Origin of the sequence: Nocardia sp. CDC159 (assembly GCF_023740735.1) — a bacterium.
Classification (GTDB): domain Bacteria; phylum Actinomycetota; class Actinomycetes; order Mycobacteriales; family Mycobacteriaceae; genus Nocardia; species Nocardia pulmonis.
Genome location: NZ_JAMRXH010000004.1, coordinates 250,763 through 276,079, shown reverse-complemented (window position 1 = coordinate 276,079; position 25,317 = coordinate 250,763). Strand labels below are relative to the sequence as shown.

The following is a 25,317-nucleotide window of genomic DNA, read 5'->3' as shown; positions in this document are numbered from 1 at the left end:
CCCAGACCCACACCCGGGCGAATGAGGCAGCTGTCGGCACGCGGCCTTGGCCAACACGACCAGCGCGACCGTGGTTCCCGGCCACCTCACCCCGGGGCCGCAACCGGTTCATCATTCCGGTGCGGAAGCGAAAATCACCGGCAACGACTGCAGACCGATCTCCCGGAACGACGCCCGCGGCTGCAGTTGGTCGCGTGGGATCGCCAGTCGGAACTCCGGCAATCGCCGCAACAGGCTGCCGATGGCGATACCGGCCTCGAGCCGCGCCAAGGGGGCACCGAGACAGTAGTGAACGCCATGGCCGAATGTCAGGTGCGGATTGTCTTTGCGTTCCAGATCCAGCATGTCCGGACGGTCGAACCGACGCGGATCACGATTGGCCGAGGCCACGCCGAGGAGAACGGTGTCACCGGCCGGGATCGTGACCTCGCCGATCGCTATGTCCTCGGTGGGAAACCGCCTGATGGCGAACTGATTCGGGTGGGCGTAGCGCAGAAACTCCTCGATCGCGCCAGCGCTCACCCCCGGGGCGGCGCGCAGGGCGGCGAGCTGTTCGGGATGGTCGAGCAGCGCCAGGATGGAATTCCCGATCAGGTGGACCGAATTCTCGTAGCCCGCCCAGAAGATGAGGAAGACCAGGGATACCAGCTCGTCCTCGCTCAGCCGGTCACCGGCATCACACACCGCGATCAGGTCGGATACGAAGTCGTCGCCGGGGTCGGCGCGCCGGTCGGCGATCAAATCGACGAAGAACTGCTCCATATTGACGACCGCCTCCTTCACCTGCTGCGGCTGCGCGGGATCGGGCGCGAGCAGAGTGTCGGTCCAGGTTCGGAACCTCATGCGATCGTCGGTCGGGATGTCGAGCAGATCGCCGATCACGGTCAGCGGCAACGGGACCGCGAATTCGGCGAGCAGATCCACGCGTTCGCGGCCCGCCATCCGATCCAGCAGCCGATCGGTTTCGGCCTGCACCTTCCCGGCCAGGTTGCCGACCCGGTGTCGCGTGAAGGCATGCGAGACCAACCGACGCAGCCGGGTGTGATCGGGCGGATCGATATTCAGGAGGTTGGCATCCAATGCGGGCGGAAGTGCGAAGCCCTTGTACCCGTCCGTGGCCGTTCGCTTGTCGACCGACAAGCGGGCGTCGGTGAGCAGCCGCCGGACATCCGCTTCCCGCGTAACCAGCCACGCTGCCGCACCACCGGGGAGCACCACCCGGTGCACCACGCCGCCGTCGCGAAGGTCGCGGTGCACGCGGTGCGGATCCGTGAGGTAGGCCGCGTCGTAGGGAGCCAGGGGTGAATTCAAGGTTCTACTCCGAAAGGGTTGAGACATGTGAGTTGCGAGCCATTTCGGCGGCCGAAACCACCAACGGTGACCGGACGAATGCCTCGGCGACCATCGTCAGCCAGGACAGTTCACCATAAAGACCCTCATCCGCCCGATTGTGTTGCTCGGTATGGCCTTCTGTAGTCGAGACCTCCAAGTCGGGGGGCGAGATGCAGAGCCTTCTCCGCTCGATTGCCGCGGCGAGATCGGCCGCCTCGACTATGGCTTCGAGCGTCCGTCCCGTAATATCTTGCGCCGCTGCCCGTCTCCGAATGACCTGCGAGATGGCCTCGTCGTGGTACGGGCGCAGCGCCGCAGCGGCATCGCGGATCTCGATGAGCCGTCGATACAGATGGAAGTCGATGTGCCGGACGGGGCGGGCGGGTCGGTCTGCTTGCCGCGGAAGAGTCAACGCGATGTCCGGCATGATTTCGTACAGCGCTCGCCACAGGGGGCTCAAGGCATAAAAACTTCGCTGGTGTCGCACCCAGACGAAAACTCTGGACAGGCGTGGCCCCCAGGTGGGCATGGTCCACCCCACAACGAGCAGATACCCGCCGAGACCGGCCCCGAGGCGGGCGATGGATTCGAAGCGGTGAGCATCGACTCCCGTTCTGGCCGCGAAGATATCGGCGACCCGCACGGCGGCATACGGAAACCCCAGTGCCGACCCGACGGCCGCGGTGCGTAGACCTCGGCGGAGCCAGCCGGGGGATACGCTCAGCGAATACCGCCAGCACAGCCGCGCGGATTCGGACACACCGATCATGAAACAGGTGAGATAAACCGCCAAATACAGGGAATAGGCGGGGATTCCGGCCGCGTCGGCAGCAAAGTGCAGGGGGTCGTTCGACATGGCAGAGATCGACATGAAGAACAGCGGAACCATGCAACCGACGGCGGCCACCCACAGCGCAAGGCGGAGCAGAATCCTCCTCCTGGCCTCTGACCACGGATATGCCCACGCCAGAACCACTGCCTGCTGTGCCACCGCGATGGCCAACGCGCCACACTGGGCGAGCATGCCCGCGAAATTCTTGATTTCGAAGAAGGCATTCACCCGGATCCACACCGCCGGTGTCGAGAGTATGAATGTATACGCAGTCGCGGCAAAGGTCAGGCATAGTCCGATCAGGCCGGGCTCCGGCCTTCTCAGCAACGCCGGCAGGCGGAACAGCAACGCGAGTGTGGCGAGGGCGGCCGATATGGGATAGAGGAGAGAATTCATTTGCTCACAGGGTCCGATCGGTGCCGAACACACGCTCGATCCGTTCGATCACATCGGCGACATCCGAGGGTACGGCCCAGGTCGAATCGGGCGACCACGCGGCCGTTTTCGTATGCAGCACGGACGCGATGAATTCGGCTTCTCGTTCTTGTTCGTCGGAGTACGCCGCGCGGCCCAGCATGGTGATGACCATGGCGGGGTCCAGGTCCGGAAACAATGACAGCGAACGGCCGTGGTTCAAGTCGTTCATTCCACGATGATCACACAGCAAATGTCCCAGTTCGTGCAGGATGATGTTTTCTCGATGAATTCTCGAGGTGTTCTTCTGAAAGAAGATGTAATGCCGGTCGGCGGTCGTGACCAAGACGCCGGTCGGCCCCGCGGGCGGCAGGGCTATCGGTATCGGAACGATGGGCCGCCCCCTCGCTCGACCGGCGCTGTCGATGAGCGTGTCGACGCGGAACGGCGTGGTGATCTGCAGTTCTTCGATGAGTTGATCGCATCGGCGCCGTATTCGACCGAAGTAGTCGTCCACCGGTCGACGACGTCGGAAGGCGGGAAAGATCGCCATGGGAGACTTGCGAGGTGCGGGCATCATCGTCAGATATCTGATCGTTCTTCCAGTCCGCGAAGCGTCTCCACCACCTCTGCCAGTGCGCGCAGACTGCTCGGGGACAGTTCGGATATGCGAGCGAGGACGGACTCGGCTTCGCTGCCCTGCATGGCCACGGTGAGCGCTTGCAGTCCTTTGAGTTGTTCCAATTGCTGCCGGATTTCCGCACTCTTGGGCGTATCGAGAAAGTAGGCCGCGTCGACACCGAAGAACCGGGCCAGCTTCTCCATGGTCTGCTTGGTCGGATTGGTGTTCTTACCGTTGCGCAGCTCGGACAGGGTGCCGATCGAAATACCCGTCATCCGATGAACCTCCGGGTGTGACCACGGTCCGCGGTCTTTGGGGTGCACGGTCTCGAAGAGATAATTGATCTTCTCGCTCAGCGAGGGGCCGTCCGATACCCCGTCCGCCACCGTTCTCCCTTCCTCGCCCTCCGCGTGGCCTGTCACCAGAATGACAGAACATCTGTCGTCACGATGAACAAGCTACCCGGTCCACCCGGTCGTCGCCTCCTCCAAGCATTTTCACCCCTAGTCGGAGTCCATCCTGTCTCCTAGGTCCGGTTGACAGCCCATGTCGGCCATGAAAGGCTGCCGGTGCTTGTCATTATATTGATAGGCATTATTTGCTCGACCGAACGACCAGACTCCGGCGGCCGAGAGGGGGGTCGCCGGCCCGGGGCACGCCGGATCGTTCACCGCTCGTGGGTCTCCGCGAGCACCGTCCGGCCCAGCAGCAGATATCGCCGCGGGTCGCGGCGCTTCAGATACCGCGCGTACCCGATCCCGATCAGCGCGACCGCGGCGACCAGCCACGGCGTTGCCTTCAGCAGCAGTGAATCCGCCTCGCTGCCGGCCGCGGTGCTCATATTGACGATCAGCAGTGCCACCACGCCCAGCATCGCCAGACCGCCGATCAGCGGCGCCAGCAGTGTCTTGAACCAGTGCCGCGTTTCGGGATGGTGGTTGCGGAAGTACGCCAGCACCGCGAACGAGCACGCCGACTGCACGACCAGGATGGCCATCGTGCCCAGAATCGCCAGCAGCGTATAGATCCCGCTGTAGGGGTCCTTGCCCGCCAGCCCCATGGCCAGCACGATCAGCGTCGCGACCAGCGTCTGCACCAGCCCGGCGATATGTGGCGAGCCGTGCCGGGGGTGGGTGCGCCCGACCGTGTGGCGCAGCACCGGCAGCACGCCCTCGCGCCCGAGGGCGTACAGGTAGCGGGCCGCGCAGTTGTGGAAGGCCATTCCGCAGGCCAGCGAGCCGGTGATCATCAGCCACTGCATGGTGTGCACCGCCCAGGGCCCGACGTAGCGGGCGGTGGGATCGAAGAACACGCTCATCGGCTGATCCGAAACCGCCAGCGCCAGCGCCCGATCCGCGCCGCTGCCCGAAATCGCCATCCAGGAGACGAGGACGTAGAACACGCCCACGCCCAGTACCGCGATCATGGTGGCGCGCGGGATGATTCGCTTCGGATCCCGCGATTCCTCACCGTACATCGCCGTCGACTCGAATCCGACCCACGACCAGAACGCGAAGAACAGCCCCAAACCCGCCGAGGCGCCGTGGAATACGTTCACCGGATTGAGCGGCGCGAGCGAAAAGCCTTCCGGCCCACCGCCGTGCACGGCCACCGACACCGCCAGCACGGCCAGCACCGTCACCTCGGTGGCCAGCAGCGCCACCAGCAGCTTCTCCGCCACCGCGACGCCGAACCAGGTGCCGACCGCATTGATCGCCAGCATGACGATCGCGAACACCCACCATGGAATGTGCACGCCCACCTGATCGGTGAAGGTGTTGGTGGCGAAGCTGGCGAAGATGCCGACCAGCGACGGCTCGAACACCATGTACGCGAACGTGGCCAGCAGCCCGGCCGCCAAACCCACCGTGCGGCCCAGTCCGTAGGAGATGAACCCGTAGAACGCGCCGGTCGCGGTGATGTGCCTGGACATCGTGGTGAAGCCGACCGCGAACACCGCCAGCACCGCCATCGCGACGAGAAATGCCGCGGGCGTGCCGATTCCGCTGCCCGAGGCCATCATGAACGGCACATTCCCGGTCATCGCGGTGATCGGGGCCGCGGTGGCGATCGCCATGAACACCACGCCGAGCAGGCCGACCGCATTGGGTTTCAGCCGGTGCACGGGCCGAGCATCCGCGGCGGTCGGCGAGGATGCGGCCGTAGTCGTGTCCATTACGCAAACTCCTCATCATCCGGTCGAAAGACCCGAGGTGAATTGTCGGCAGCGGAATGTTGCGTGCGAATGAAACCGGGTTACCGACGGAAACGAACTCTGTGACTCGGCACACATTGGCAACGTTTCGGCCGGAATGCCATGCCCGCGATTACGTTTCGTCGGGTGTGGCCGTGAGGTCGCGGATGAGCAGCGCGGTGTGCAGCGAGGTGCGCACCTCCCCGTCGTCGAGGTCGACCTCGAGGATGCGCTCGATGCGCGCCAGCCGGTCGTAGAGGGTGGGGCGGCTGATGTTCATGCGGCGGGCCAATTCGGTCTTGTTGCCCGCGACGTCGAGGAACTGCCGCAGCGTGACGGCCAGATCGCCGCGGTGGCGAATGTCGTGCCGCAGCAGCGCGCTCAGCTCGGTCTCGGCGAAGCGCTGCACACCGGGCTCGTTGCGGATGAGCGACAGCAGCCCGCGCAGCCGCACGTCCCCGCTGCGGTAGAACGCGCGCGGCTGGGTGGATCGCAGCGACAGCGCCACCTCGGCGACATGCCCGGCATGGGTCAGCTCGCGCGCGGTGTCCAGCAGCGACTCCGAATCGGCCCCCACGCCGATGGCCACCCGCTGCACCCCGTCGACGCGGCGCACCTCGGCGGCCACGGCCGTGCACACCTGGGTCAGCCGCTCGTCCAGATCACCGCCGCGTCCGACCGCCAGGACCAGACTGACCCGCTGTTGATCGGCGGTGCTCAGGGCCGTCGCCTTGGCCAGCGCCACCCCGTGCCCGACCGCGTCGAGCAGCGCCGCGCCGCGGCGCTCGCGGGCCAGCGGATCGCTCTCCGCGGGCGCGACAATCTGGACGGCCACTGGCACATACCGCGCGCGCCGGGTCAGGCCCAGCGCCGCGGCCCGGGCCATGGCGTCCTGTTCGTCGGCGAGGCGGCCGCTCACCATATCCTCCACGAGTCCGGTCTGCGCCTGCCGGTGCAGCCCGAAGCGGTCGCGTTCGATCATGCGATGCAGGGTCAGCGTCTGCGCGGCGCGTTCGAGCACCATCCGGGCGCGGGCGGAGGGAATTCGGTGGGAGCGCAGGATGAGCCGCCCCCAGCGCTCGGTATGCGGGCCGACCGGCACCACATTCCAGTCCTCGGAGAGCAGGCGGGAGGTGGCCTCCCAGTTGTCCAGCAGCGCCGCCGCCGAGGTGTGCCGGGCGGTCAGGGTGAGCACGCGGTGGGCGAGGTCCTCCAGGATGATCGACGAATCCAGCAGATTCGCCGCGGTTTTCACGATCTCGGCCAGCGCGGCGCGGCGCACGCTGAGCGCGGTGAAGGTCTCGTGCACCGACCGCGCGAACTCCAGTTCGGCGTACTGATCGGCCACGATCACCCGGTGCACCGCCTCGGTGACCTCCACGAATCGGGTGATCCGCCGCAGCGCCACCACCGGCAGCCCGAGCCGGTCGGCCGCGGCGGTGACGTGCGGACCCAATTCCGGCACGTAGCTACCCAATTCGACGACCAGCCCCGAGACACCGGCCGCGGCAAGCGATTCCAGATACGCGATACTCGCGGGCGCGCCGTGCGCCAGCGGCTGGCCGGTGGTGAGGATGAGCTCGCGGCCGGACAGCAGCGACGCCACATCCGCCACCTCGCCGACGTGCACCCACCGCACCGGCCGCGCCAGCCCCGCCGCACCACCCATCACCTCGGGCTCACCCGCTCTGACGACGGGCATCGCGAGGACATCGGCAACGGTCGGCAGCATCGACGAATCGTAATACGAAATGGCGAATGGTCGACGTTTTGTCGGGTGAAAATGGTCCCGACCCGGGTGATAGTTGCTCCAGGCCCGGTCGACAGCCTGCCGGTCCGGCCGCGACCGCCGCCATACCGTCCCACTCACCGGAACGAGGAGAACCATGCAGACCATTGCGCACTGGGTGGACGGCAAGCCGTTCACCGGCACCGGCGAGGCCAGCCTGCCGGTCACCAATCCGGCCACGGGCGTGGTGAGCGGGCAGGTGGCGCTGGCCACCGCGGCCGACGTGCGCGCGGCCGTGGACGCGGCGGCCGCGGCGTTCCCGGCCTGGCGCGACACCTCGCTGACCCGCCGCACCCAGATCCTGTTCCGCTTCCGCGAACTGCTCAACGAGCGCAAGGACGAACTGGCGGCCCTCATCACCGCCGAGCACGGCAAGGTGCTCGCCGATGCGGTCGGCGAGGTCACCCGCGGCCTGGAGGTGGTCGAATTCGCCTGCGGCATACCGCATCTGCTCAAGGGCGGCTTCACCGAGAACGCCTCCACCAAGGTCGACATCTTCGCCGTCCGCCAGCCGCTGGGCCCGGTGGCGATCATCTCGCCGTTCAACTTCCCGGCCATGGTGCCGATGTGGTTCTTCCCGATCGCGATCGCGTCGGGAAATACCGTGGTGCTCAAGCCGAGTGAGAAGGATCCCTCGCCGTCGCTGTGGCTGGCCCAGCTGTGGGCCGAGGCCGGACTGCCCGCCGGAGTGTTCAATGTCGTGCAGGGCGACAAGGTGGCCGTCGACGAGCTGCTGGACAACCCGGGCATCAGGGCCGTGTCGTTCGTGGGCTCGACGCCGATCGCCCGCTACGTCTACCAGCGCGGCACCGCGGCCGGTAAGCGGGTGCAGGCGCTCGGCGGGGCGAAGAACCACATGGTGGTGCTGCCCGACGCCGATCTGGACCTGGCCGCCGACGCCGCGGTGAACGCGGGCTTCGGCTCGGCGGGCGAGCGCTGCATGGCGATCAGCGTGGTGGTCGCCGTCGGCGAGGTGGCCGACGAACTCGTCGATCGAATCACGCGGCGAGCCAAGACCATCCGCACCGGCGACGGCACCCGCGGCACCGATATGGGACCGCTGGTGACCCGCCAGCACCGCGATCGCGTCGCCGAGTACATCGCCGCGGGCGAATCCGAGGGCGCCGCGGTGGTACTCGACGGTCGCGGCATCGAGGTCGACGGCGAGGCGGACGGATTCTGGCTCGGCCCCACGATTCTCGATCACGTGCGCCCCGAGATGAGCGTCTACACCGACGAGATCTTCGGACCGGTGCTGTCGGTGGTGCGCGTCGAAAGTTACGACGAGGCACTGACTTTGATCAACGCCAACCCCTACGGCAACGGCACCGCCATCTTCACCAACGACGGCGGCGCGGCGCGGCGCTTCCACACCGAGGTGGAGGTCGGCATGGTCGGCATCAATGTGCCGATTCCGGTGCCCATGGCCTACTACAGCTTCGGCGGCTGGAAGGCCTCGCTGTTCGGCGACTCGCACGCGCACGGCACCGACGGCGTGCAGTTCTTCACCCGCACCAAGGCCGTCACCACCCGCTGGCTCGATCCCAGCCACGGCGGGCTCAATCTCGGTTTCCCGCAGAACAACTGACGGAGGCTCGATGACACTCCCCAATGGACTCACCGTCGAGGCCGCGCGCGCCGAGGCCGACCGCGCCTACGAACTGGACCGTCGGCACGTCTTCCACTCCTGGTCGGCGCAGAAGCAGATCGCGCCCATGACCATCACCGCGGCCCAGGGCAGCTATGTGTGGGACGGCGAGGGCAGGCGGCTGCTCGATTTCTCCTCGCAGATGGTCAACACCAATATCGGCCATCAACATCCGAAAGTGATTGCGGCCGTGCAGGAGCAGGCGGCCAAGCTGTGCACCATCGCGCCGCAGCACGTCAATGCGGCGCGCTCGGAGGCGGCGCGGCTGATCGCCGAACGGACCCCGGGCGAGCTGGACCGGATCTTCTTCACCAATGGCGGGGCCGACGCGATCGAACACGCGGTGCGCATGGCCCGGTTGCACACCGGACGACCGAAGGTGTTGTCGCGCTACCGCTCCTATCACGGCGGCACCGAGACCGCCATCAACCTGACCGGCGATCCGCGCCGCTGGCCCAATGATCGCGGGGCGGCGGGGACGGTGCACTTCTTCGGGCCGTTCCTGTATCGCTCGCAGTTCTACTCCCGCGACGAGGCGGAGGAAACCCAGCGGGCGCTGGCCCATCTGGAACATGTGATCGCCTTCGAGGGTCCGGAGACGATCGCGGCGATCGTGCTGGAATCGGTGCCGGGCACCGCGGGCATCATGGTGCCGCCACCGGGCTACCTGGCCGGGGTGCGCGAGCTGTGCGACCGGTACGGCATCGTCTTCGTCGCCGATGAGGTGATGGCCGGATTCGGGCGGACCGGAAAGTGGTTCGCCATCGAGCATTTCGATGTGGTGCCCGATCTGCTCACCTTCGCCAAGGGGGTGAATTCGGGTTACGTCCCGCTCGGCGGCGTCGCCATCGGGCCGCAGATCGCGCGCACCTTCGACGAGCGGGCCTATCCGGGCGGGCTGACCTACTCGGGGCATCCGCTGGCGACGGCGGCCGCGGTCGCGACCATCACCGCGATGGCCGAGGAGGGCATCGTCGACAACGCCGCGGGCATCGGCGCGCGGGTGCTGGGTCCGGGGCTGCGGGAGCTGGCCGAGCGGCATCCGAGCGTCGGCGAGGTCCGGGGGCTGGGGGTGTTCTGGGCGCTGGAGCTGGTGCGCGATCGGACGACGCGGGAACCGTTGGCGCCCTACGGCGGAACCAGCCCGGCCATGGCCGAGGTGGTGGCGGCCTGCCGGGCGGCGGGGCTGCTGATGTTCGTCAATTTCAATCGGCTGCACGCGGTGCCGCCGTGCACGATCACCGAGGCCGAGGCCAAGGAGGGGCTGGCGATCCTCGACGAGGCCCTCGCGGTGGCCGATCGGCACGTTTCGGGGGCCTGAGCGCGGTACCCTCGGGCCATGTCGTTCCAGGCTCAGCGCTGGACCCCGCCCCCGGCGACGCCCCGCGCCCGCGAAACCCGCAGTACGCCACCGATGCCCCAGCCGCGGCTGCTGCCGCTGCCCGGGGTCGGGCCCGAGGACGTGGTGCTGGCGCCGGACGGCAGAGTCGTCGGCGGGGTCGAGGGCGGCGCGGTGTTCGCGGTCGATCCCACCGACGGAGCGGTCGAGAAGATCACCGACACCGGCGGCCGACCGCTGGGATTGCACGCCGATCCCGACGGCTCGCTGCTGATCTGCGATTTCCAACGGGGGCTGCTGCGCCTGGACAAACCGCACGGCACGCTCGAGGTCCTGGTCGACGAGGTGGACGGGCAGCGGCTTCCGTTCGCCAGCAATGTTGTCGCCGATTCCGACGGCACCATCTACTTCTCCTCCTCCACCAGCCGCTACCCCCTCGACAAGTACATGGGCGACATCCTCGAGGGCTCCCACACCGGCCGCCTGTTCCGGCGCACCCCGGACGGCAAGGTCGAAACCCTGTTGGACGAGCTGAAATTCGCCAATGGAATCGTCCTCGCACCCGACCGCTCCTGCGTTCTGGTCGCGGAGACCGCGGGCTATCGCATCACGCGCTACTGGCTCACCGGCCCCAGGGCCGGGACCTCCGACCTCCTGGTGGAAAACCTCCCCGGCTTCCCCGACAATATGGGCCTGGGCTCCGACGGCCTGGCCTGGGTCACCCTGGTCACCCCGCGAAATCCGCTGCTGGACAAGCTGCTTCCCCTCCCCGGCCTCATCCGCCGCGTGGTCTGGTCCGTCCCCGACGCCCTGCGACCCAAGCCCGCCAAGACGGTCTGGGTGCAGGCCTACGACTTCGACGGAAACCTCGTGCACGATCTCCAGCGCGAGCCGGACAACTACGCGATGGTCACCGGCGTGGCCGAACAGAACGGCACCATCTATCTGGGCAGCCTCACCGAACGAGCGATCGCGGTCACCCACCTGCCGGGTTAGCGCATCGCGCCGAAGGGCGAAGTCTCCCAGGAAAATCGGCGCACAATGAGAGGGTGTTCGAGCGCTTCACCGATCAGGCCCGCCGGATTGTGATCCTCGCCCAGGAGGAGGCACGTGCCCGCGGGCACGACTACATCGGCACGGAACACCTCCTGCTCGGCGTGCTGTACGACGAGAACAGCGTGGCCGTTCGGGCACTTCGGTCGTGCGGCATCGAACCGGAGCGGATCCGGGCCGACGTGGCCGAACAGGTCGGCAGCGTGGACTCCGACGACGCGTCGGCGGGGCATATTCCGTTCACGGCTCACGCCAAGTCGGTATTGGAACTGTCCCTGCGTGAGGCGATGGCGCTGGGCCACAGCCACATCGGCACCGAACACATCCTGCTCGCCCTGATCCGAGAGCCCGAGGGCGCGGCCACCCGGGTGCTGACCCGATGCGGCGCCGAGCTGGCGACCATGCGCACCCGCATCCGAAGCATGGCCACCGAGCAGACCCCGCCGTCGAAGCCGACCGATGCATTCGATTCACCCGCGGCGGCACGGGCGGTCATCGGTTCACTCGAGGCGGAGAATGCGCTGCTGCGGCGGGAGGTCGACCGGCTGCGGCAGTTCATCACCCGCAAACTCGGCGAACAACCGCCCGCGGCGGGCTGATCGCGCCGTGCGGGTCAGCTCTGCTGCGCCACCTGTTCGGCGTGCTGGGCCTCGACCAGTTCCTGCGGCGTGTAGCGCAGGGCGAGGGCGATCAGGCCCACGATGATCGAGCCGATGCCGCAGACGAACAGGACCAGCGTGTAACCGCTTCCGAGGGCGGCGATCTCGGTGGGGGACATATCCGCGGCACGGCCGGTGCGGCCGCCGAGGGCGAGGGTGCGGGAGGCCGCGACAGGGCTGAGAATGCCGACCGCGAGGGGCGTCCCGAGATTGAAGATCATCTGACCGATCGCCGACAGCGGGCCGACGTCGGAGACGGGCACTCCCACCAGCAGGCACAGGGGGGCGATCACGATCACGATGCCGACGCCCAGGCCCGCTCCGGTCAACAGGATCAGCAGGGTCGGGAAGTAGTGCACGCTGCCGTCCAGCGTGGAGCCGTATAGTCCGGCCACCGACAGGAAGACCGCCGCCAACAGCAGCAGCCAGCGTGGACGGATGTACATCGCGCCCTTGGACGCGACGGCCGTGCCGATGCCCGCGCCCAGCGTGAACGGAATCGACGCCAGGCCCGCCACCAGCGGGCTGTACCCGATGACGTTCTGCAGGAACTGCGCGACGAAGTACGTCATCGCCCCGAGCACGCCCGAACCGAGCAGCAGCGCCACGAACGTCACCACGCGATCGCGATCCTCGAACAGCGACAGCGGCAATACCGGATTCTCCGCCGACCGTTCCGCGAGCACGAAGGCGATCAGCAGGATCACCCCGGCGACCAGCGAACCGATGATCCACGGACTGCCCCAGCCCATTTCGGGCCCCTCGGTCGCGCCGAACACGATCGCCACGCAGGCCAGCGTGCCCAGCACCGACCCGCGCACATCCAGCGCAAGCCGGTGATGCGAGGTGTCGCGCAGCTTGTAGATCGCCCCGAGCAGAATCAGCGCACCGATCGGCACGTTGATCCAGAAGATCAGCCGCCAATCCAATTGGGTCAGCGCCCCGCCGATCACCAGACCGCCGACCGAACCCACCCCGGCCATCGAACCGAAGATGGCGATGGCCCGATTGCGCACCGGCCCCGGCGCGTACGTGCTCACCACCAGCGCCATCGCCGACGGCGCGGCGATCGCCGCCCCGCTGCCCTGCACCGCGCGCGCGGCGATCAGCATCGCCTCGTTCTGGGCCAGACCGCAGGCCAGCGACGCGAGGGTGAACAGCGATACGCCGATGATCAGCATGCGTTTGCGGCCGAACAGATCACCCAGGCGTCCGCCCAGCAGCATCAGACCGGCGAAGGTCAGACCGTAGGCGGTCACCGTCCACGCGCTGCCGGAGCTGGACAGGCCCATCTGCTCCTGCAGCCGCGGCAGCGCGAGAATCACGATGGTGCCGTCCAGGATCACCATCAGCTGTAACCCGCTGAGGACCAGAATCGGCAGCCCGAAGGCCCGCTTGGTCACCGGATAATGCGTCGTCGCAGCGGGGTTATCGAGCACAGTGACTCACTGTATCGGATACCCGCACCCCGCCCCGCCGCGCGCGGGGCGGCGCTCATGCCCGGCCTGGCGCCCCGTCTTCGGCGGTGGCGGCGGTGAATCCGGCGGTCGGGCCGATGACGACGATGGCGGGCGGGCGGATGCCTCCGGCGCGAACGCGTTCGGCGACCGTCGCCAGATCCGCGCGGAGCACCCGCTGGGTGCGCAGACTGCCCTCCTGGATCACCGTCACCGGGGTCTGGGCCGGTCGCCCGCCCGCCAGCAGCGCCGCGGCGAACTGTTCGATCCGCTCCACGGCCATCAGCAGCACGATGGTCCCGCGCAACCGGGCCAGGGCGGGCCAGTCGACCAGCGAATCCGGATGATCCGGCGCGACATGCCCGCTGACCACCACGAATTCGTGGGTGACCCCGCGATGCGTCACCGGGATCCCGGCCAGGGCCGGCACCGAGATCGCACTGGTCACCCCGGGTACCACCGTCACCGGCACCCCGGCCGCCACGCACGCCTCGAGCTCCTCGTAGCCGCGCCCGAAGACGTACGGATCCCCGCCCTTGAGCCGCACCACGAACTTCCCGGCCTTGGCGCCCTCGATCAGCGCGGTATTGATCGCGTCCTGGGCCATGGCCCGCCCGTAGGGGATCTTGGCCGCATCGATCACCTCGACCTCGGGCGAGAGCTCCGCGAGCAGTTCCGGCGGCGCGAGCCGGTCGGCGACAACGAGATTCGCCCGCGCCAGCAGCCGTCGCCCGCGCACGGTGATCAGATCCGGATCGCCGGGCCCGCCGCCGATCAGCGCCACCCCGGCGGCCATCGGCTCGGCATCCTCGGCCACGACCCCGGACTGCAATGCCTCCAGCAGCGCCGTGCGCACCGCGGCCGAGCGGCGATGTCGACCGCTCGCGAGCACGCCCAGGGTCAACCCCTCGTAGCGCGCGGTCGCGGGCGTGACGGCCGTCCCGAGACGGGCGTTGTCCGCGCGCACGCAGAAGATGCGCCGACGGGTGGCCTCCGCGACGACGGCCGCATTGGTCTCGGGCTCGTCGGTGCACGCCATCGCGTACCAGGCCCCGTCCAGATCGCCGTCGGCGTAGTCGCGCAGATCCAGGGTGATCTGCCCGGCCGTGGCCATCCCCTCGACCGCCGGAGTGACCTCGCGGCTGACCACGTGCACCTGGGCGCCGGAGGCGATCAGCAGGCCGAGGCGGCGCTGGGCGACCGTGCCGCCGCCCACCACGACCACGCGGCGGCCCGCGAGATCGAGCCCGACCAAGTAGTTCGGGTCACCGGCATGGGAGTCTTCTGGGTGGTACGGCACAAGGTTCGAGCCTACGACCCGCCCCGGCGGCGATTCGCATAGGACTCCAGGTACGCCCGCACCTTCGGGTCCCGGTTGGCCAGGTCCTGATCGCGGTTCTCCAGCGCGATGGCCGCGCCCATGCTGGGTGTGTCGAGGTTGTGCCACAACACCGACCGCACGATGCGCCCGCTGGGTGGAACTACAGTCGGCCGAGCACCTTGGCCGGGGTGACGCGGACGATCACCCGATCGGCGTCGTCGACCGAGGCCGGATTGAACTCGGCGTAGGGCTTGCCGTTGTATTTGAAGGACAGCCGATCCGGCAGCTCGCGCTCCGGATCCGGTGTGATCGTCGCGAGCCCGCGAATCGAGGCATACGCGTACGGGTTGTCCGGCGGATTCACCAGCACCGTGATGCGCGGATCGCGCAGCAGATTCCTGTACATCTGCCGGGTCACGGTGGTGGAGAAGACCAGCTCCTCGCCATCGCGCTCGAGCCAGACGACCGTGAGGTGCGGCTGTCCGTCGCGGCCGATGGTGGCCACGGTGGCGAAGGGTTTGCCGTCGTCGAGATACTTCTTCAGTTCGTCCGAAAGAGTGACCGTCACATGGGAGGCGAACCCGACCGGCGGATCTCGAATTCCCGCGACCGGTGTCCGTACCGGAAGGTCTGCTTCTATGCTGCGACTATGCGACGAGCCGCGGTGTGGATCCTGGTGGCGCTGACGACCCTGGCACTCGGGTGCGCACCGGCCGCCTCCGCCGACGGGCCGTACCATCCGGCGGGCGCGATCGAGGCGGAGTATCTGCAGCCCGGCCCGTGGGCGGTGCGCACGCAGGAGGCTTTCGGCTGTTGCGATTCCACCGGCGCCGCCTACGACGTCTGGTATCCGGCCGATCTCGGCGCGCACGGGGTGCGGCATCCGATCATCACCTGGGGCAATGGCACCTCGGCTGTTCCGCGCCAATACGACCATCTGCTGCGGCATCTCGCGTCGTGGGGGTTCGTGGTGGTGGCGACGGAGAATCAGAACACCGGCGACGGGGCCGATATCGTCGCGGCGGCACGGTATCTCATCTCCCAGGCCGATGATCCGGCGAGCGTGTTCCACGGCAGACTGAATACCGCGGCCGTCGGCGCGATGGGACATTCCCAGGGTGCGACCGGTGTGGTCAACGCCATGATCGCGTCCGGCGGACTCATCGAAACGGCCGTCGCCGTGGAGATTCCCGCGCAGACCTTCTGCTCGAACGGTCGCCGGTGCGCCGATACCGGCCGATTGCGTTCGGGCTCGGTGCTCTTCGTCAACGGCTCCAGCGATGCGCTGATCTCGCCCTCGCAGCGGCTGTCCGGACTGTCCTCGGGCCTGCAGTCCAATCGCGACTACTACGAGGCGGTCCCGGCATCGGTGACCAAGGCGTGGGGAACGCTGATCGGCCCGAATCACAACGACATTCAGGGCCAGCCCGATTGCGCCGCGGCCTCCAAGCCCTGCACCACCGGGGTCTACGGCTATCTGGGCTATCCGACGGCCTGGTTGGCGGGCCGGTTGCAGGACCGCGCCGTGGCGCGGGCGGCCTTCACCCCCGGATCGGGCGAGTTCTACGCCCCGAACCCGAACTGGGCCAACCAGATCGGGTCCGAGGCACGCTGAGTCAGAAGTTGGGATGGTCCATCACCCAGGAGAACGGGTGACTGCGCTGCGGCAGGGTGTCGGGGTCGAGGCGGGTGAAGGTGATGACGACGGGGTGGCCGTCGAGGTCGCCGTCCAACCGCAGCCGATCCGCGGACGGCTGGTCGTAGGTGAACGATCCGCGGATATCCGGCATCTGCGCCGGGGTGGGGCGGAACGGCGCGGGGCCGGGCGCCTGCCGCAGATCCAGGCGGCGGGCCTGGGTGTCGACCCGGACCTGGACGGGTGCGAACGTGCCGTCCATGCGCTGAAACTCCATAATTTCCGGTGCGTCGAAAACCACTCGCTGCCAGCGGGTTTCATCGGACAGCAGCGGCGGCACGAGCTGGCCGTCGCGGGTGAACTCCTGCACCGTCCAGATACCGTAGAGCGGTGGCTTGGGGCGGGCGGAGCCTTCCTCTCGGTAGAGGGCCAGGCTCTCGTTCAAACATCCCGCACCCACCCAGACGCCGAGCAGGACCTGAACCGCGGCCGCGAGCCAGCGAGATCGGCTGGTGCGGAACGGGTACGGAGCGGTCGACGGTGATGCCGTGCGGTTCAGCACCAGCAGGTCCATGAGCCGACGCGCCTCGGGGGCCATGAGAATGAAGCCCATCAGCATCAGATGGCCGGACAGGATCTTCACCGGCACATCGAAATTCATATCCAGCACGAAGACCTGCGCCATGGCGATCGTGCTCAGCATCGCCCCGGCCAGCGCGGTTCTCGGAATGAACAGCAGCACACCGGCCCCGACCTCGGCCGCACCGAGCAGTATCTGATAGCTGGGTGAACCGCCGACCTGATTCCACAGCACGGCCATCGGCGTGAGATTTCCGTACGGCTCGAGCAGTGTGGCCAATCCCGGCATCCACATCTGCACGGGAATCAGCTTGGCGAAACCGTAGAAGAACATCTGCCCGGCCACACACAGCCGGATGAACAGCAGAAACCAACCCGCCAGGCGCCGATGCTCGCGGCGGCGGCTCACCACCGACCAGAGCAGCGTTCCGGTCAGGGCGATCACGAGCAGACAGAACAGCTGCACCCAGAAGATCGTCTGATCACCGCTTCCGGTGGCATGCAACTCGGCCTCGACCCCGAAGACGGCCTTCCCCACCCAGCGCAGCGGCGATTCCAGCATGTCCGTCTGGAACTGAATGGCCTCGGGCACCCACTTCAATGCCGGGCCGAGGAATACGTTCACCGGCTGCGGATAGACCAGGCAGAACAGGCCGAAATACAGTAGGCAGAATCGGAAGGCGACTCGGGTCAACGGATTCCAGCCCACCCGTTCCGGTGTCTTGACATCCGCTGGTACAGATTCCGACACCGCGGCGACAGCGCTCACATTCGTCCCCTCTTCACAGTGAAAGTCGACGAATGAAAACTACGGAAACCCGGCTTACACCCGACTCCGGGAAATTCCTGAATATCACCCTGAATTCCCGCTACGCCGTAGGACTTACGTACCGCCCCCAGCATTTTCACTCGTACTGGCCACACCCCGCCCGGCAAGTCCCGTCCCAGTCACCGGTACTGAACGTATTGGCTCGCAGATTCCGCTCCGCACACTGATTGCAACACGTTACCTTCCATGCACCATTTTCCATTGTTCAGGAGGGCAGATCATGACGGTCGATCCCGACCGTGACCCCGGGGATCGGTACGAGCTGACGATCAGCGCCCGCGATCTCGACGACCTCGCCGAGCGATTGTCGCGCTGGCTGGCCGGGAGGGTCGGGGCCGACGGCACACCGAAGATCACCGGCATCACCCGCCCGCAGTCGGCCGGAATGTCCAGCGGCTCGGTGCTGTTCGACGCGTCGTGGCAGCGGAACGGCCGCACCGCGACCGGTTCGTACGTGGTGCGCATGCCGCCGGAGGCCGGTGCCATGCCCATCTTCGAGAACTACGACCTGATCACGCAGTACCAGGTGATGGCCGGGGTCGCGGCGCATTCCGACGTTCCGGTCCCGCCGCTGCACTGGCTGGAAACCGACGAATCCGTGCTCGGCGCACCGTTTTTCGTGATGGGTCGGGTGGATGGGCGAATTCCGGAGGACAATCCGCCGTACGTGTTCGTCGGCTGGCTGTTCGACGCCACCCCCGAGGAGCGACTGCGGCTGACCCGCAACACCGTCGATGTGATCGCCCGGATCCACGCCATTCCCGATGCGGCGGCGAAGTTCCCCATGCTGGGGGCTGTCGAGGGGTCCTCGCTGCGGCGCCACCTCGAGTGGTACCGGGGCTGGTACGACTGGGCGCTGGGCGCCGACGGCTACCGAATCCCGTTGCTGGAGCGCACCTTCGATTGGCTCGAGCAGAACTTCCCCGCCGATCCGGGACCGGACGTGCTCAGCTGGGGTGACTCCCGGCCGGGCAACATCATCTACAACGGTTTCGATCCGGTCGCCGTATTGGATTGGGAGATGGCGGCTTTGGGGCCACGCGAGCTGGACGTGGCGTGGCTGATCTTCATCCACCGCTTCTTCCAGGACATCGCGACCCAGTTCCACCAGCCGGGCCTGCCCGATTATCTGCGCCGCGCGGAGGTGGTGTCGCACTACGAGAGTCTGACCGGACATACGCTGCGCGAGCTGGACTGGTACATCGTCTACGCCGCGCTGCGCCACGGCATCGTGATGGCCCGGGTCAAACGCCGCATGATCCACTTCGGCGAGGACTCCGACACCGCCGACCGCGACAACTACGTCATGCACCGCGCGAGCCTCGAGGCGCTGCTCGCCGGAACCTACGAATGGGATTGAACGACAAGGAGGTTCATGCTGTGACCATCAGTCACACACCGGTACCACTGGACGAGTATCCGATCCATCAGACCCCGCTGTCGATGGCCCGGGTCGGCACCAGCGACCGAAACTTCTACGACCGCAGCTATTTCAATGCCCACGATCGTGACGGCGGCACCATGCTCATCACCGGTATGGGCGTATATCCCAATCTCGGGGTGACCGACGCCTACGCCATCGTGCGCCGCGGGGACATCGTGCGCTCGGTGCGGTTCTCCGACGCACTGGAACAGCGCGACCTGAATCTGCGGGTCGGCGGCTACCGGGTGGAGATCCTCGAACCGCTGCGGCGCATCCGGATCGTCTGCGAACACGACGATCTCGGCTTCGACCTGACCTGGGACGGCTCGTTCCCGGCGGTCAACGAGGAGCCGCACACCATACTGTCCGGCAACCGCCCGATCATCGACGCGCAGCGCTTCGCACAGGTCGGCTCATGGACCGGCACACTGCACGTCGACGGCGCCGAGATCGCCGTCGATCCGGCCGTGTGGCTGGGCACCCGCGACCGGTCCTGGGGCATTCGGCCGGTCGGCGAGGCCGATCCACCCGGCCGCGCGGCCGCCGAGGGCTCCGGCGGATTCTGGTGGCTGTACGTACCGCTGCGCTTCGAGGAGTTCACGATCATCGTGATCGTGCAGGAGAACCCGGACGGCTTCCGCACCCTCAACGACGCCACCCGCATCTGGCGCGACGGCCGGGTCGAGCAGCTGGGCTGGCCCCGGGTGCACATTCGATACCGTTCCGGCACCAGGCATCCGGTATCGGCCCGGCTGGATCTCACTACCCCCGACGGCAAGCCGCTGGAGGTCGAGATCCGCCCGCACACCTTCATTCCGCTGCATATCGGCGCGGGCTACGGCGGCGACCCGGACTGGCAGCACGGCCGCTGGATGGGCCGCGACTGGTCCTCGAGCGTCCGCTACGACCTCGGTGACCCCGAGATCGCGGCGCGCATCCCCTGGGGCGTGATCGACCATGTCGGCCAAGCCCGCTGCGGCGACCAGGAAGGCTGGGGCCTGTTCGAGCACGCCAGCATGGGCCGCCACGATCCCACCGGCTTCGCCGACTGGGCCGCGGTGGCGCCGTAGGTCAGCGGTTGTAGGGAAACTCCTGCACCCAATGGAATCCGCGGCTGGGCAGCGGCAGCTTGGTCTCGTCGATGCGTTGGAGGACCATGCGGACCGGCTGCCCCCGCAGGGTTCCGTCGAGCACCATCCGGTCGGGCGCCGGGCGGTCGAACACGACCGCCAGATAGGGCGCTCCGCCCTGTGGATTGACCAGTTCGATACTGCGCGCGTCGATATCGACCCGGCCCGCGTAGTTGCGCAGCCCGTCGGACATGCTCTGCACGGCGGTACCCGTGGTCGGGCCCGCGGGTCCGTCGAATACGCGATCGAAGACGATGCGCCGAATTCGTTCGCCGTCGGTGGTCAGGGGCGGGCGGGGTTGACCGTTCAGGGTGAACTCGCCGACGTCCCAAATGCCGTGCAGCGGCGACCGGTGGCTCAGCTGCTGCCATCCGGTCCAGCCCGCGTGCGCCGCGCCGGCCATGATCCACAGGCCGAGGACGAGTTGCGCCGCCAGGGCGATCCGGCTCCGACCGGGCGGGGGCACGCTCGTCGCCGCAATCGCGCGGCCGGTCAGAAAGCCTGCCAGCCGGCGCGATTCGGGGGCGAGCAGCAGCGCGGCCTGCACCAGCAGATGCAGGGAGAACAGCTTCACCGGCACGTCGTAGGTCATATTCAGCAGGAACACCTGCGCCATGCTGAGCAGCGCGAGCAGTGCGCCCGCGGTGACCGTCCAGGGCAGTATCAGCAGCACCCCCGCGAGCGCCTCGGCCGCGCCCAGCGCGATCTGGTACGGCTGGGATGCGCCGATCTGGGTCCACAGCACGCCCATGGGACTCATATCGCCGAACGGCTGGACGTAGCGGTGCAGCAGCATGGGCATCTGCGCGGGGAAGATCTTGGCGAAGCCGTAGCCGAACATGGTGGCCGCCAGGCCGAAACGCAGGACCAGCCGGAAGATCGTCAGAAGCAACGGATAGGCGCGGCGGCTGTCCAGCAGTGACCACACGACGGCCGCGACGACCGCCAGGAAGAGCAGGCAGGCGATCGTCACCCAATTCGCCGCGGTGTCGCCGCTGCCGGTGGCCGGTGGCTGGTCGAGTTCGAGGTCGACTCCGAATACATGCGTTCCGGCCCAGCTCACCAGCGGCTGCACCGGTTTGCCGGGGGCGGTGAGCACCGCCTCGGGCAGAAACTGGGCCGCCCACCCGAGCGGGGCGACGATCAGCTGGCCGGTGGTGATATAGAACAGCGCGAAATAGGCGAAGCAGAAACGGAATCCGAAGCGGGTCGCCAGGGACCAGCGCGGTGGGGATTGCGGGACGGCATCCGGATCGTCGCGGATCGGTTCGAGCACGGTATCGGTCGACATCTGCACCCCCCGGTCGATTCTGGTTCCCAGCCGCCCTCCAGAGTATCGGCCCCGCTGCGCTAGGGTTCTCACTCGTGTCCAAGCTGCGGCGGCGGGTGGGCGAGGCCGCGGAAGCGGCTCTGGCCCAGCGGAAATACGTGTCGGCGGTCGATGTGTTCACCGGGTTGGGGTGGGTGCGGTCGCGGCAGGTCGAGCGGTGGCGGCAGGGGCAGGCGGAGTCGTTGGAGCAGGTCGCGGCCGTGGACGGGCGGCGGATGCGCGATGCGGCGGAGCTGCTGGGCGAGTGGGCGCGGGAGCGGGGGCTCACCGCGAGCACGGCGGTGTATCTGTCGGGTGGGCGCGATCGCGAGGCGTTGCGGTTCGTCGACGACGGGGGCGATGAGGTCTTCCGGGTGCACTGGCTGTCGGCGGAGCTGAGTCCGGCGCGGCGGGAGCAGGTCATCCGGCGGCAGAACAAGGCTCCGGATCTGACGGTGGTCGAGGCGGCGGAGCCGTGGCAGTGCGTCGAATGCGCCGAGACCGGGCCGTATCTGATCGCCTCCGCGGCCGGGCCGCTGTGTCCGGCCTGCTCGGACCTGGACCATCTGGAATTCCTGCCCGCCGGAAACGCGGCGCTGAGCCGCCGCGCCAAGAAGGAGAGCACGCTCGCGGCCGTGGTGGTCCGCTTCAATCGCCGCCGCAAGCGTTACGAACGCCTGGGCATCCTGGTGGAGGAGGCCGCCCTGGCCCGCGCCGAGGAGCAATGCCTCGCCGACGAGGAGGCCCGCGCCCGCCGCCGCGAGCGCGACCGCGTCCGCCGCGCCGAACAGGATGTCGAATTCTGCGCCCGCATGGCCGCGGAGATTCGCCGCCTGTTCCCCCGCTGCCCCGCCGACCGTGCCACCGAAATCGCCGCTCACGCCGCCGTCCGCGGCAGTGGCCGAGTCGGCCGCACCGCCGCCGCCAAACTCCTCTCCCCCGAGGCCCTCACCCTCGCCGTCATAGCCTCCATCCGCCACCGCGACACCGACTACGACCACCTCCTCATGCGGGGCGTCTCCCGCATGCAGGCTCGAGCCCAAATCCGCCCCCGCCTCGACGAGGTCCTGAACTCCTGGCGTGCCTGACAACCGTCTCAAAGCGAGTGCACGTGAGCGGCCGCGATGGTTACGCCCCCGCACACCCGCTTGGGCAGCAGCAGCTCGGTTGTCGCCGCGGCGCACAGGGCGGCGGCTTCGGCGACGCTGGCGGTTCCGACGGCATTCGCGGTGCGCGTGGCGGGGTTCGGGACCGAGGTCGCGGATAGTTCGGCCGGGGTGCAGGCGACGATCGGTACGCCCAGTTCGGTGGCGGTGGCGATCAAGGCGAGATCCTCGGCGCGGCGGTCTATCGTTGCCAGGCAGTGGATTCGGGTCGGATCGATCGTCTTCCGGATGGCGGCGAGCAATGTGCGTGCCGGGGTGCCCGGGCGGAAGCCGATGCCGACGGCCAGGTCAGCCATCGATTCGGACGGTGGCGAATTGGGCTGCGGCGGTGACGAAACGGTGGATCATGGCCGGATTTCCGGCGGGGTGGGTGTGCAGGTAGGAGGCGTGGACCCGGTGGACGGTCGCGCCCTCGCGGACGGTTTCGCCGGAAGGGGTGCGCCAGGCCCAGGCGGGTGGTTCGGCGGCGGCCTCGGTGAGGCGGGTGCGGTGGAATTCGTGGCCGCGCACGCGTTCGCCCGCGGCCCACAGCGCGGTATCGGCCAGCGCGACGGCGTCACGGTAGCCGAGGGTGAGGCGGGGGCCGAATTCGGCCGCGGCGTCGAGAACTCCGGCCATGCGGTGGCCGTCGAGCGAGCGGGTCAGATACAGCAGGCCCGCACATTCGGCATGGATCGGCATTCCGTCGCGGGCCGCCGTGGCGACCGCGTCCAGCAGCGGTGTGTTCGCGGCCAGATTCGCGGCGTGCTCCTCGGGAAAGCCACCGGGCAGCACCAATCCCGCCGCGCCACCGGGCAACTCTTCGGTCAGTGGATCGAATACCGCCACCCGTGCCCCGGCGGCCGCGAGCAATTCGCGATGCTCCGCATAGCCGAAGGTGAAGGCAGGGCCGCCCGCCACCGCGATCACCGGCTCGCCCGTGGGAACCGAACGTCCTTGCGATACAGTGCCATCGGCCCGCGCCCCAGCGGACGGGCCGCCCGTCGCCCCATCGCCACCGGCCGCGACCGCCTCGGCCGGATCCCACACCGGCCCCGGGGTATTCGCCCCGGCCAAGCGCACCACCGCGCCCAGATCGACATGCGCCGCGACCAGTTCGGTCATCGCGTCGACGGCGTAGCGGGCGGAACTACCGTGCTCCACGGCCGGAATCAAACCCAGATGCCTGGAGGGAACGACCAATTCGGCCATCCGCGGCAGCGCCCCCAGCACCGGCAGCCCGACCCGCGCGCACGCCGCCCGCAGCACCTCCTCGTGCCGTTCGCTGCCGACTCGATTGAGAATCACCCCGCCGAGCCGGATGCCGCTGTCGAAGGTCGCGAAGCCGTGCAGCAGCGCGGCCAGGCTCTGGCTGTGCCCACGCGCGTCCACCACTAGTACGACCGGCGCGCCCAGCAGCGCGGCGACCTGGGCGGTCGAGCCCTCGGCGATCGGCGCCGCGTGGTTGTCATCGATGCGTCCGTCGAACAGCCCCATGACGCCCTCGACCACGGCGATATCGCAACCCTGCGCGCCGTAGCGGTAGAGCGGCACCACCCGATCGGTGCCGACCAGCACCGGATCCAGGTTGCGGCCCGGGCGACCGGCGGCGAGGCCGTGATAGCCGGGGTCGATATAGTCCGGACCGACCTTGAACGGTGCGACCCGATGTCCGGCGGCCCGCAGCGCCCCGATCAAACCCGTTGCGAGCGTGGTCTTTCCGCTGCCCGAGGCGGGCGCGGCGATGACGACGGCAGCCGCAGACCTCACCATTCGATGCCCCGCTGGCCCTTGCGGCCCGCGTCCATCGGATGTTTGACCTTGGCCATCTCGGTGACCAGGTCGGCGGCGTCGATCAGCGCCTGGGGCGCGTCGCGGCCGGTGACGACGACGTGCTGATTGCCCGGGCGCTCGCGCAGCGTCCGCACCACCTCGTCCACATCGATCCAGCCCCACTTCAGGGGATAGGTGAATTCGTCCAGGACGTAGAACCGATGCTGTTCGGCGGCCAGTCGGCGCGCGATCTCCCGCCAGCCCGCGAGCGCGTCGGCGGCATGATCCTCCTCGCTGCCCTGCTTACGGGTCCACGACCACCCCTCCCCCATCTTGTGCCATTCGACCGCCCCGCCCACCCCGGACTCCTCGTGCAGCCGCCCCAGCGTCCGAAACGCCGCCTCCTCCCCCACCTTCCACTTCGCACTCTTCACGAATTGGAACACCGCGACATCGAACCCCTGATTCCAGGCCCGCAGCGCCATCCCGAACGCCGCGGTCGACTTCCCCTTCCCCGGCCCGGTATGCACGGCCAGCACCGGCTGATTGCGCCGCTGCCGCGTCGTCAGCCCGTCATCGGGAACCGTCACCGGAACACCCTGAGGCATGCCCTCTCCTTCCACACCTGCGTTGCGGGTCACGTTGCCATACGCCGGTTCTGCTGTGGCGGTAGGCCCTGTATCCGGCGCTGGCGCGCCGGATACACGGAACGGGTGCGGGGGGGCAGCGGAGATGGAGCGGGTGCGGGGGCAGCGGGCAGTGGGCAGCGGGAGCGTGGGCAGCGGAAAGAGGGAACGAGCGCGGGGCAGCGGACAGCGGGAACGCGTGCGGGG

General features: G+C 68.1%; 23 protein-coding genes. 8 read left to right on the top strand and 15 right to left on the bottom strand.

Annotated elements, in window-relative coordinates; translation table 11 throughout:
* Window positions 1–111: 111 nt before the first annotated feature.
* The 6 genes from NDR87_RS11235 to NDR87_RS11210 form a co-directional block, all read right to left on the bottom strand.
* Window positions 112–1,311: a cytochrome P450 gene (locus NDR87_RS11235; RefSeq protein ID WP_251911290.1), complete on the bottom strand. Its 1,200-nt coding sequence runs from the start codon at window positions 1,309–1,311 to the stop codon at window positions 112–114.
* A gap of 4 nt (window positions 1,312–1,315) precedes the next feature.
* Complete coding sequence (locus NDR87_RS11230; RefSeq protein WP_251911286.1) at window positions 1,316–2,560, bottom strand: MAB_1171c family putative transporter; 1,245 nt, start codon at window positions 2,558–2,560, stop codon at window positions 1,316–1,318.
* Window positions 2,561–2,564: 4 nt separating this feature from the next.
* Window positions 2,565–3,095, bottom strand: coding sequence for a hypothetical protein (locus NDR87_RS11225; RefSeq protein ID WP_251911283.1), 531 nt, complete (start codon window positions 3,093–3,095; stop codon window positions 2,565–2,567).
* Between the two features lie 65 nt (window positions 3,096–3,160).
* Complete coding sequence (locus NDR87_RS11220) at window positions 3,161–3,622, bottom strand: helix-turn-helix domain-containing protein (RefSeq protein WP_251911280.1); 462 nt, start codon at window positions 3,620–3,622, stop codon at window positions 3,161–3,163.
* 245 nt (window positions 3,623–3,867) lie between these two features.
* Entirely contained in the window at window positions 3,868–5,376 is a 1,509-nt protein-coding gene (locus tag NDR87_RS11215) for an APC family permease (protein ID WP_251911278.1), read from the bottom strand.
* A gap of 151 nt (window positions 5,377–5,527) precedes the next feature.
* Window positions 5,528–7,126: a PucR family transcriptional regulator gene (locus NDR87_RS11210; protein ID WP_251911274.1), complete on the bottom strand. Its 1,599-nt coding sequence runs from the start codon at window positions 7,124–7,126 to the stop codon at window positions 5,528–5,530.
* A gap of 154 nt (window positions 7,127–7,280) precedes the next feature.
* On the opposite strand from NDR87_RS11210, the gene NDR87_RS11205 reads away from it, so the two are divergent.
* The 4 genes from NDR87_RS11205 to NDR87_RS37705 are packed head-to-tail and all read left to right on the top strand — an operon-like array spanning window position 7,281 to window position 11,822.
* Window positions 7,281–8,771: a CoA-acylating methylmalonate-semialdehyde dehydrogenase gene (locus tag NDR87_RS11205; protein WP_251911271.1), complete on the top strand. Its 1,491-nt coding sequence runs from the start codon at window positions 7,281–7,283 to the stop codon at window positions 8,769–8,771.
* Window positions 8,772–8,781: 10 nt separating this feature from the next.
* Window positions 8,782–10,152: an aspartate aminotransferase family protein gene (locus tag NDR87_RS11200; RefSeq protein WP_251911268.1), complete on the top strand. Its 1,371-nt coding sequence runs from the start codon at window positions 8,782–8,784 to the stop codon at window positions 10,150–10,152.
* A gap of 18 nt (window positions 10,153–10,170) precedes the next feature.
* Complete coding sequence (locus tag NDR87_RS11195) at window positions 10,171–11,166, top strand: SMP-30/gluconolactonase/LRE family protein (protein ID WP_251911265.1); 996 nt, start codon at window positions 10,171–10,173, stop codon at window positions 11,164–11,166.
* A gap of 53 nt (window positions 11,167–11,219) precedes the next feature.
* Window positions 11,220–11,822, top strand: coding sequence for a Clp protease N-terminal domain-containing protein (locus tag NDR87_RS37705; RefSeq protein ID WP_251911263.1), 603 nt, complete (start codon window positions 11,220–11,222; stop codon window positions 11,820–11,822).
* A gap of 14 nt (window positions 11,823–11,836) precedes the next feature.
* On the opposite strand, the gene NDR87_RS11185 is transcribed toward NDR87_RS37705, so the two are convergent.
* The 4 genes from NDR87_RS11185 to NDR87_RS11170 are packed head-to-tail and all read right to left on the bottom strand — an operon-like array spanning window position 11,837 to window position 15,228.
* Window positions 11,837–13,321 (bottom strand): MFS transporter, encoded by a 1,485-nt coding sequence (locus tag NDR87_RS11185; RefSeq protein ID WP_251911261.1) that lies wholly within the window; start codon window positions 13,319–13,321, stop codon window positions 11,837–11,839.
* Window positions 13,322–13,376: 55 nt separating this feature from the next.
* Window positions 13,377–14,639 carry a uroporphyrinogen-III C-methyltransferase gene (gene cobA, locus NDR87_RS11180; RefSeq protein WP_251911259.1) on the bottom strand — a complete coding sequence of 421 codons (1,263 nt, stop codon included), beginning with the start codon at window positions 14,637–14,639 and terminating at the stop codon, window positions 13,377–13,379.
* 11 nt (window positions 14,640–14,650) lie between these two features.
* A complete protein-coding gene (locus tag NDR87_RS11175) occupies window positions 14,651–14,791 on the bottom strand; it encodes a hypothetical protein (protein ID WP_251911258.1) in 141 nt (46 codons plus the stop codon).
* A 29-nt stretch (window positions 14,792–14,820) separates the two neighbouring features.
* The gene (locus NDR87_RS11170; protein ID WP_251911256.1) at window positions 14,821–15,228 is read right to left on the bottom strand and encodes a PPOX class F420-dependent oxidoreductase; all 408 of its coding nucleotides are present in this window, start codon (window positions 15,226–15,228) and stop codon (window positions 14,821–14,823) included.
* An 81-nt stretch (window positions 15,229–15,309) separates the two neighbouring features.
* Here NDR87_RS11170 and NDR87_RS11165 point away from each other — a divergent pair, with 81 nt between their 5' ends.
* On the top strand, window positions 15,310–16,275 hold the full coding sequence (locus NDR87_RS11165) for a hypothetical protein (RefSeq protein ID WP_251911254.1): 966 nt from the start codon (window positions 15,310–15,312) through the stop codon (window positions 16,273–16,275).
* Window position 16,276: 1 nt separating this feature from the next.
* On the opposite strand, the gene NDR87_RS11160 is transcribed toward NDR87_RS11165, so the two are convergent.
* Window positions 16,277–17,644: a DoxX family protein gene (locus NDR87_RS11160; RefSeq protein ID WP_251911253.1), complete on the bottom strand. Its 1,368-nt coding sequence runs from the start codon at window positions 17,642–17,644 to the stop codon at window positions 16,277–16,279.
* A 280-nt stretch (window positions 17,645–17,924) separates the two neighbouring features.
* Here NDR87_RS11160 and NDR87_RS11155 point away from each other — a divergent pair, with 280 nt between their 5' ends.
* On the top strand, window positions 17,925–19,064 hold the full coding sequence (locus NDR87_RS11155; protein ID WP_251911251.1) for a phosphotransferase family protein: 1,140 nt from the start codon (window positions 17,925–17,927) through the stop codon (window positions 19,062–19,064).
* Between the two features lie 83 nt (window positions 19,065–19,147).
* Window positions 19,148–20,197, top strand: coding sequence for a hypothetical protein (locus NDR87_RS11150; protein WP_251911838.1), 1,050 nt, complete (start codon window positions 19,148–19,150; stop codon window positions 20,195–20,197).
* Window position 20,198: 1 nt separating this feature from the next.
* Here NDR87_RS11150 and NDR87_RS11145 read toward each other — a convergent pair whose 3' ends face one another.
* Window positions 20,199–21,548 (bottom strand): DoxX family protein, encoded by a 1,350-nt coding sequence (locus NDR87_RS11145; RefSeq protein ID WP_251911249.1) that lies wholly within the window; start codon window positions 21,546–21,548, stop codon window positions 20,199–20,201.
* A gap of 74 nt (window positions 21,549–21,622) precedes the next feature.
* On the opposite strand from NDR87_RS11145, the gene NDR87_RS11140 reads away from it, so the two are divergent.
* The gene (locus tag NDR87_RS11140) at window positions 21,623–22,654 is read left to right on the top strand and encodes a DUF2293 domain-containing protein (RefSeq protein WP_251911246.1); all 1,032 of its coding nucleotides are present in this window, start codon (window positions 21,623–21,625) and stop codon (window positions 22,652–22,654) included.
* A gap of 8 nt (window positions 22,655–22,662) precedes the next feature.
* Here the strand turns inward: NDR87_RS11140 and NDR87_RS11135 are convergent, their stop codons facing one another.
* Genes NDR87_RS11135 through cobO form a run of 3 tightly spaced genes read right to left on the bottom strand, consistent with a single transcriptional unit; the run spans window position 22,663 to window position 25,092 of the window.
* The gene (locus NDR87_RS11135) at window positions 22,663–23,028 is read right to left on the bottom strand and encodes a cobalamin biosynthesis protein (protein WP_251911244.1); all 366 of its coding nucleotides are present in this window, start codon (window positions 23,026–23,028) and stop codon (window positions 22,663–22,665) included.
* The gene (locus NDR87_RS11130) at window positions 23,021–24,484 is read right to left on the bottom strand and encodes a cobyrinate a,c-diamide synthase (RefSeq protein WP_251911241.1); all 1,464 of its coding nucleotides are present in this window, start codon (window positions 24,482–24,484) and stop codon (window positions 23,021–23,023) included. Before NDR87_RS11130 ends, NDR87_RS11135 begins: the two co-directional genes overlap by 8 nt.
* Window positions 24,478–25,092, bottom strand: coding sequence for a cob(I)yrinic acid a,c-diamide adenosyltransferase (gene cobO / locus NDR87_RS11125; RefSeq protein ID WP_251911240.1), 615 nt, complete (start codon window positions 25,090–25,092; stop codon window positions 24,478–24,480). Before cobO ends, NDR87_RS11130 begins: the two co-directional genes overlap by 7 nt.
* Window positions 25,093–25,317 lie beyond the last annotated feature (225 nt).

Excerpts from the sequence above, each read along its gene's own strand:
- NDR87_RS11230 (WP_251911286.1), bottom strand. The coding sequence starts at position 2,560 with ATGAATTCTCTCCTCTATCCCATATCGGCCGCCCTCGCCACACTCGCG.
- NDR87_RS11215 (WP_251911278.1), bottom strand. The coding sequence starts at position 5,376 with ATGGACACGACTACGGCCGCATCCTCGCCGACCGCCGCGGATGCTCGG.
- NDR87_RS11210 (WP_251911274.1), bottom strand. The coding sequence starts at position 7,126 with ATGCTGCCGACCGTTGCCGATGTCCTCGCGATGCCCGTCGTCAGAGCG.
- NDR87_RS11205 (WP_251911271.1), top strand. The coding sequence starts at position 7,281 with ATGCAGACCATTGCGCACTGGGTGGACGGCAAGCCGTTCACCGGCACC.
- NDR87_RS11200 (WP_251911268.1), top strand. The coding sequence starts at position 8,782 with ATGACACTCCCCAATGGACTCACCGTCGAGGCCGCGCGCGCCGAGGCC.
- NDR87_RS11195 (WP_251911265.1), top strand. The coding sequence starts at position 10,171 with ATGTCGTTCCAGGCTCAGCGCTGGACCCCGCCCCCGGCGACGCCCCGC.
- NDR87_RS11165 (WP_251911254.1), top strand. The coding sequence starts at position 15,310 with ATGCGACGAGCCGCGGTGTGGATCCTGGTGGCGCTGACGACCCTGGCA.
- NDR87_RS11155 (WP_251911251.1), top strand. The coding sequence starts at position 17,925 with ATGACGGTCGATCCCGACCGTGACCCCGGGGATCGGTACGAGCTGACG.
- NDR87_RS11150 (WP_251911838.1), top strand. The coding sequence starts at position 19,148 with ATGGCCCGGGTCGGCACCAGCGACCGAAACTTCTACGACCGCAGCTAT.
- NDR87_RS11145 (WP_251911249.1), bottom strand. The coding sequence starts at position 21,548 with ATGTCGACCGATACCGTGCTCGAACCGATCCGCGACGATCCGGATGCC.
- NDR87_RS11135 (WP_251911244.1), bottom strand. The coding sequence starts at position 23,028 with ATGGCTGACCTGGCCGTCGGCATCGGCTTCCGCCCGGGCACCCCGGCA.
- NDR87_RS11130 (WP_251911241.1), bottom strand. The coding sequence starts at position 24,484 with ATGGTGAGGTCTGCGGCTGCCGTCGTCATCGCCGCGCCCGCCTCGGGC.
- cobO (WP_251911240.1), bottom strand. The coding sequence starts at position 25,092 with ATGCCTCAGGGTGTTCCGGTGACGGTTCCCGATGACGGGCTGACGACG.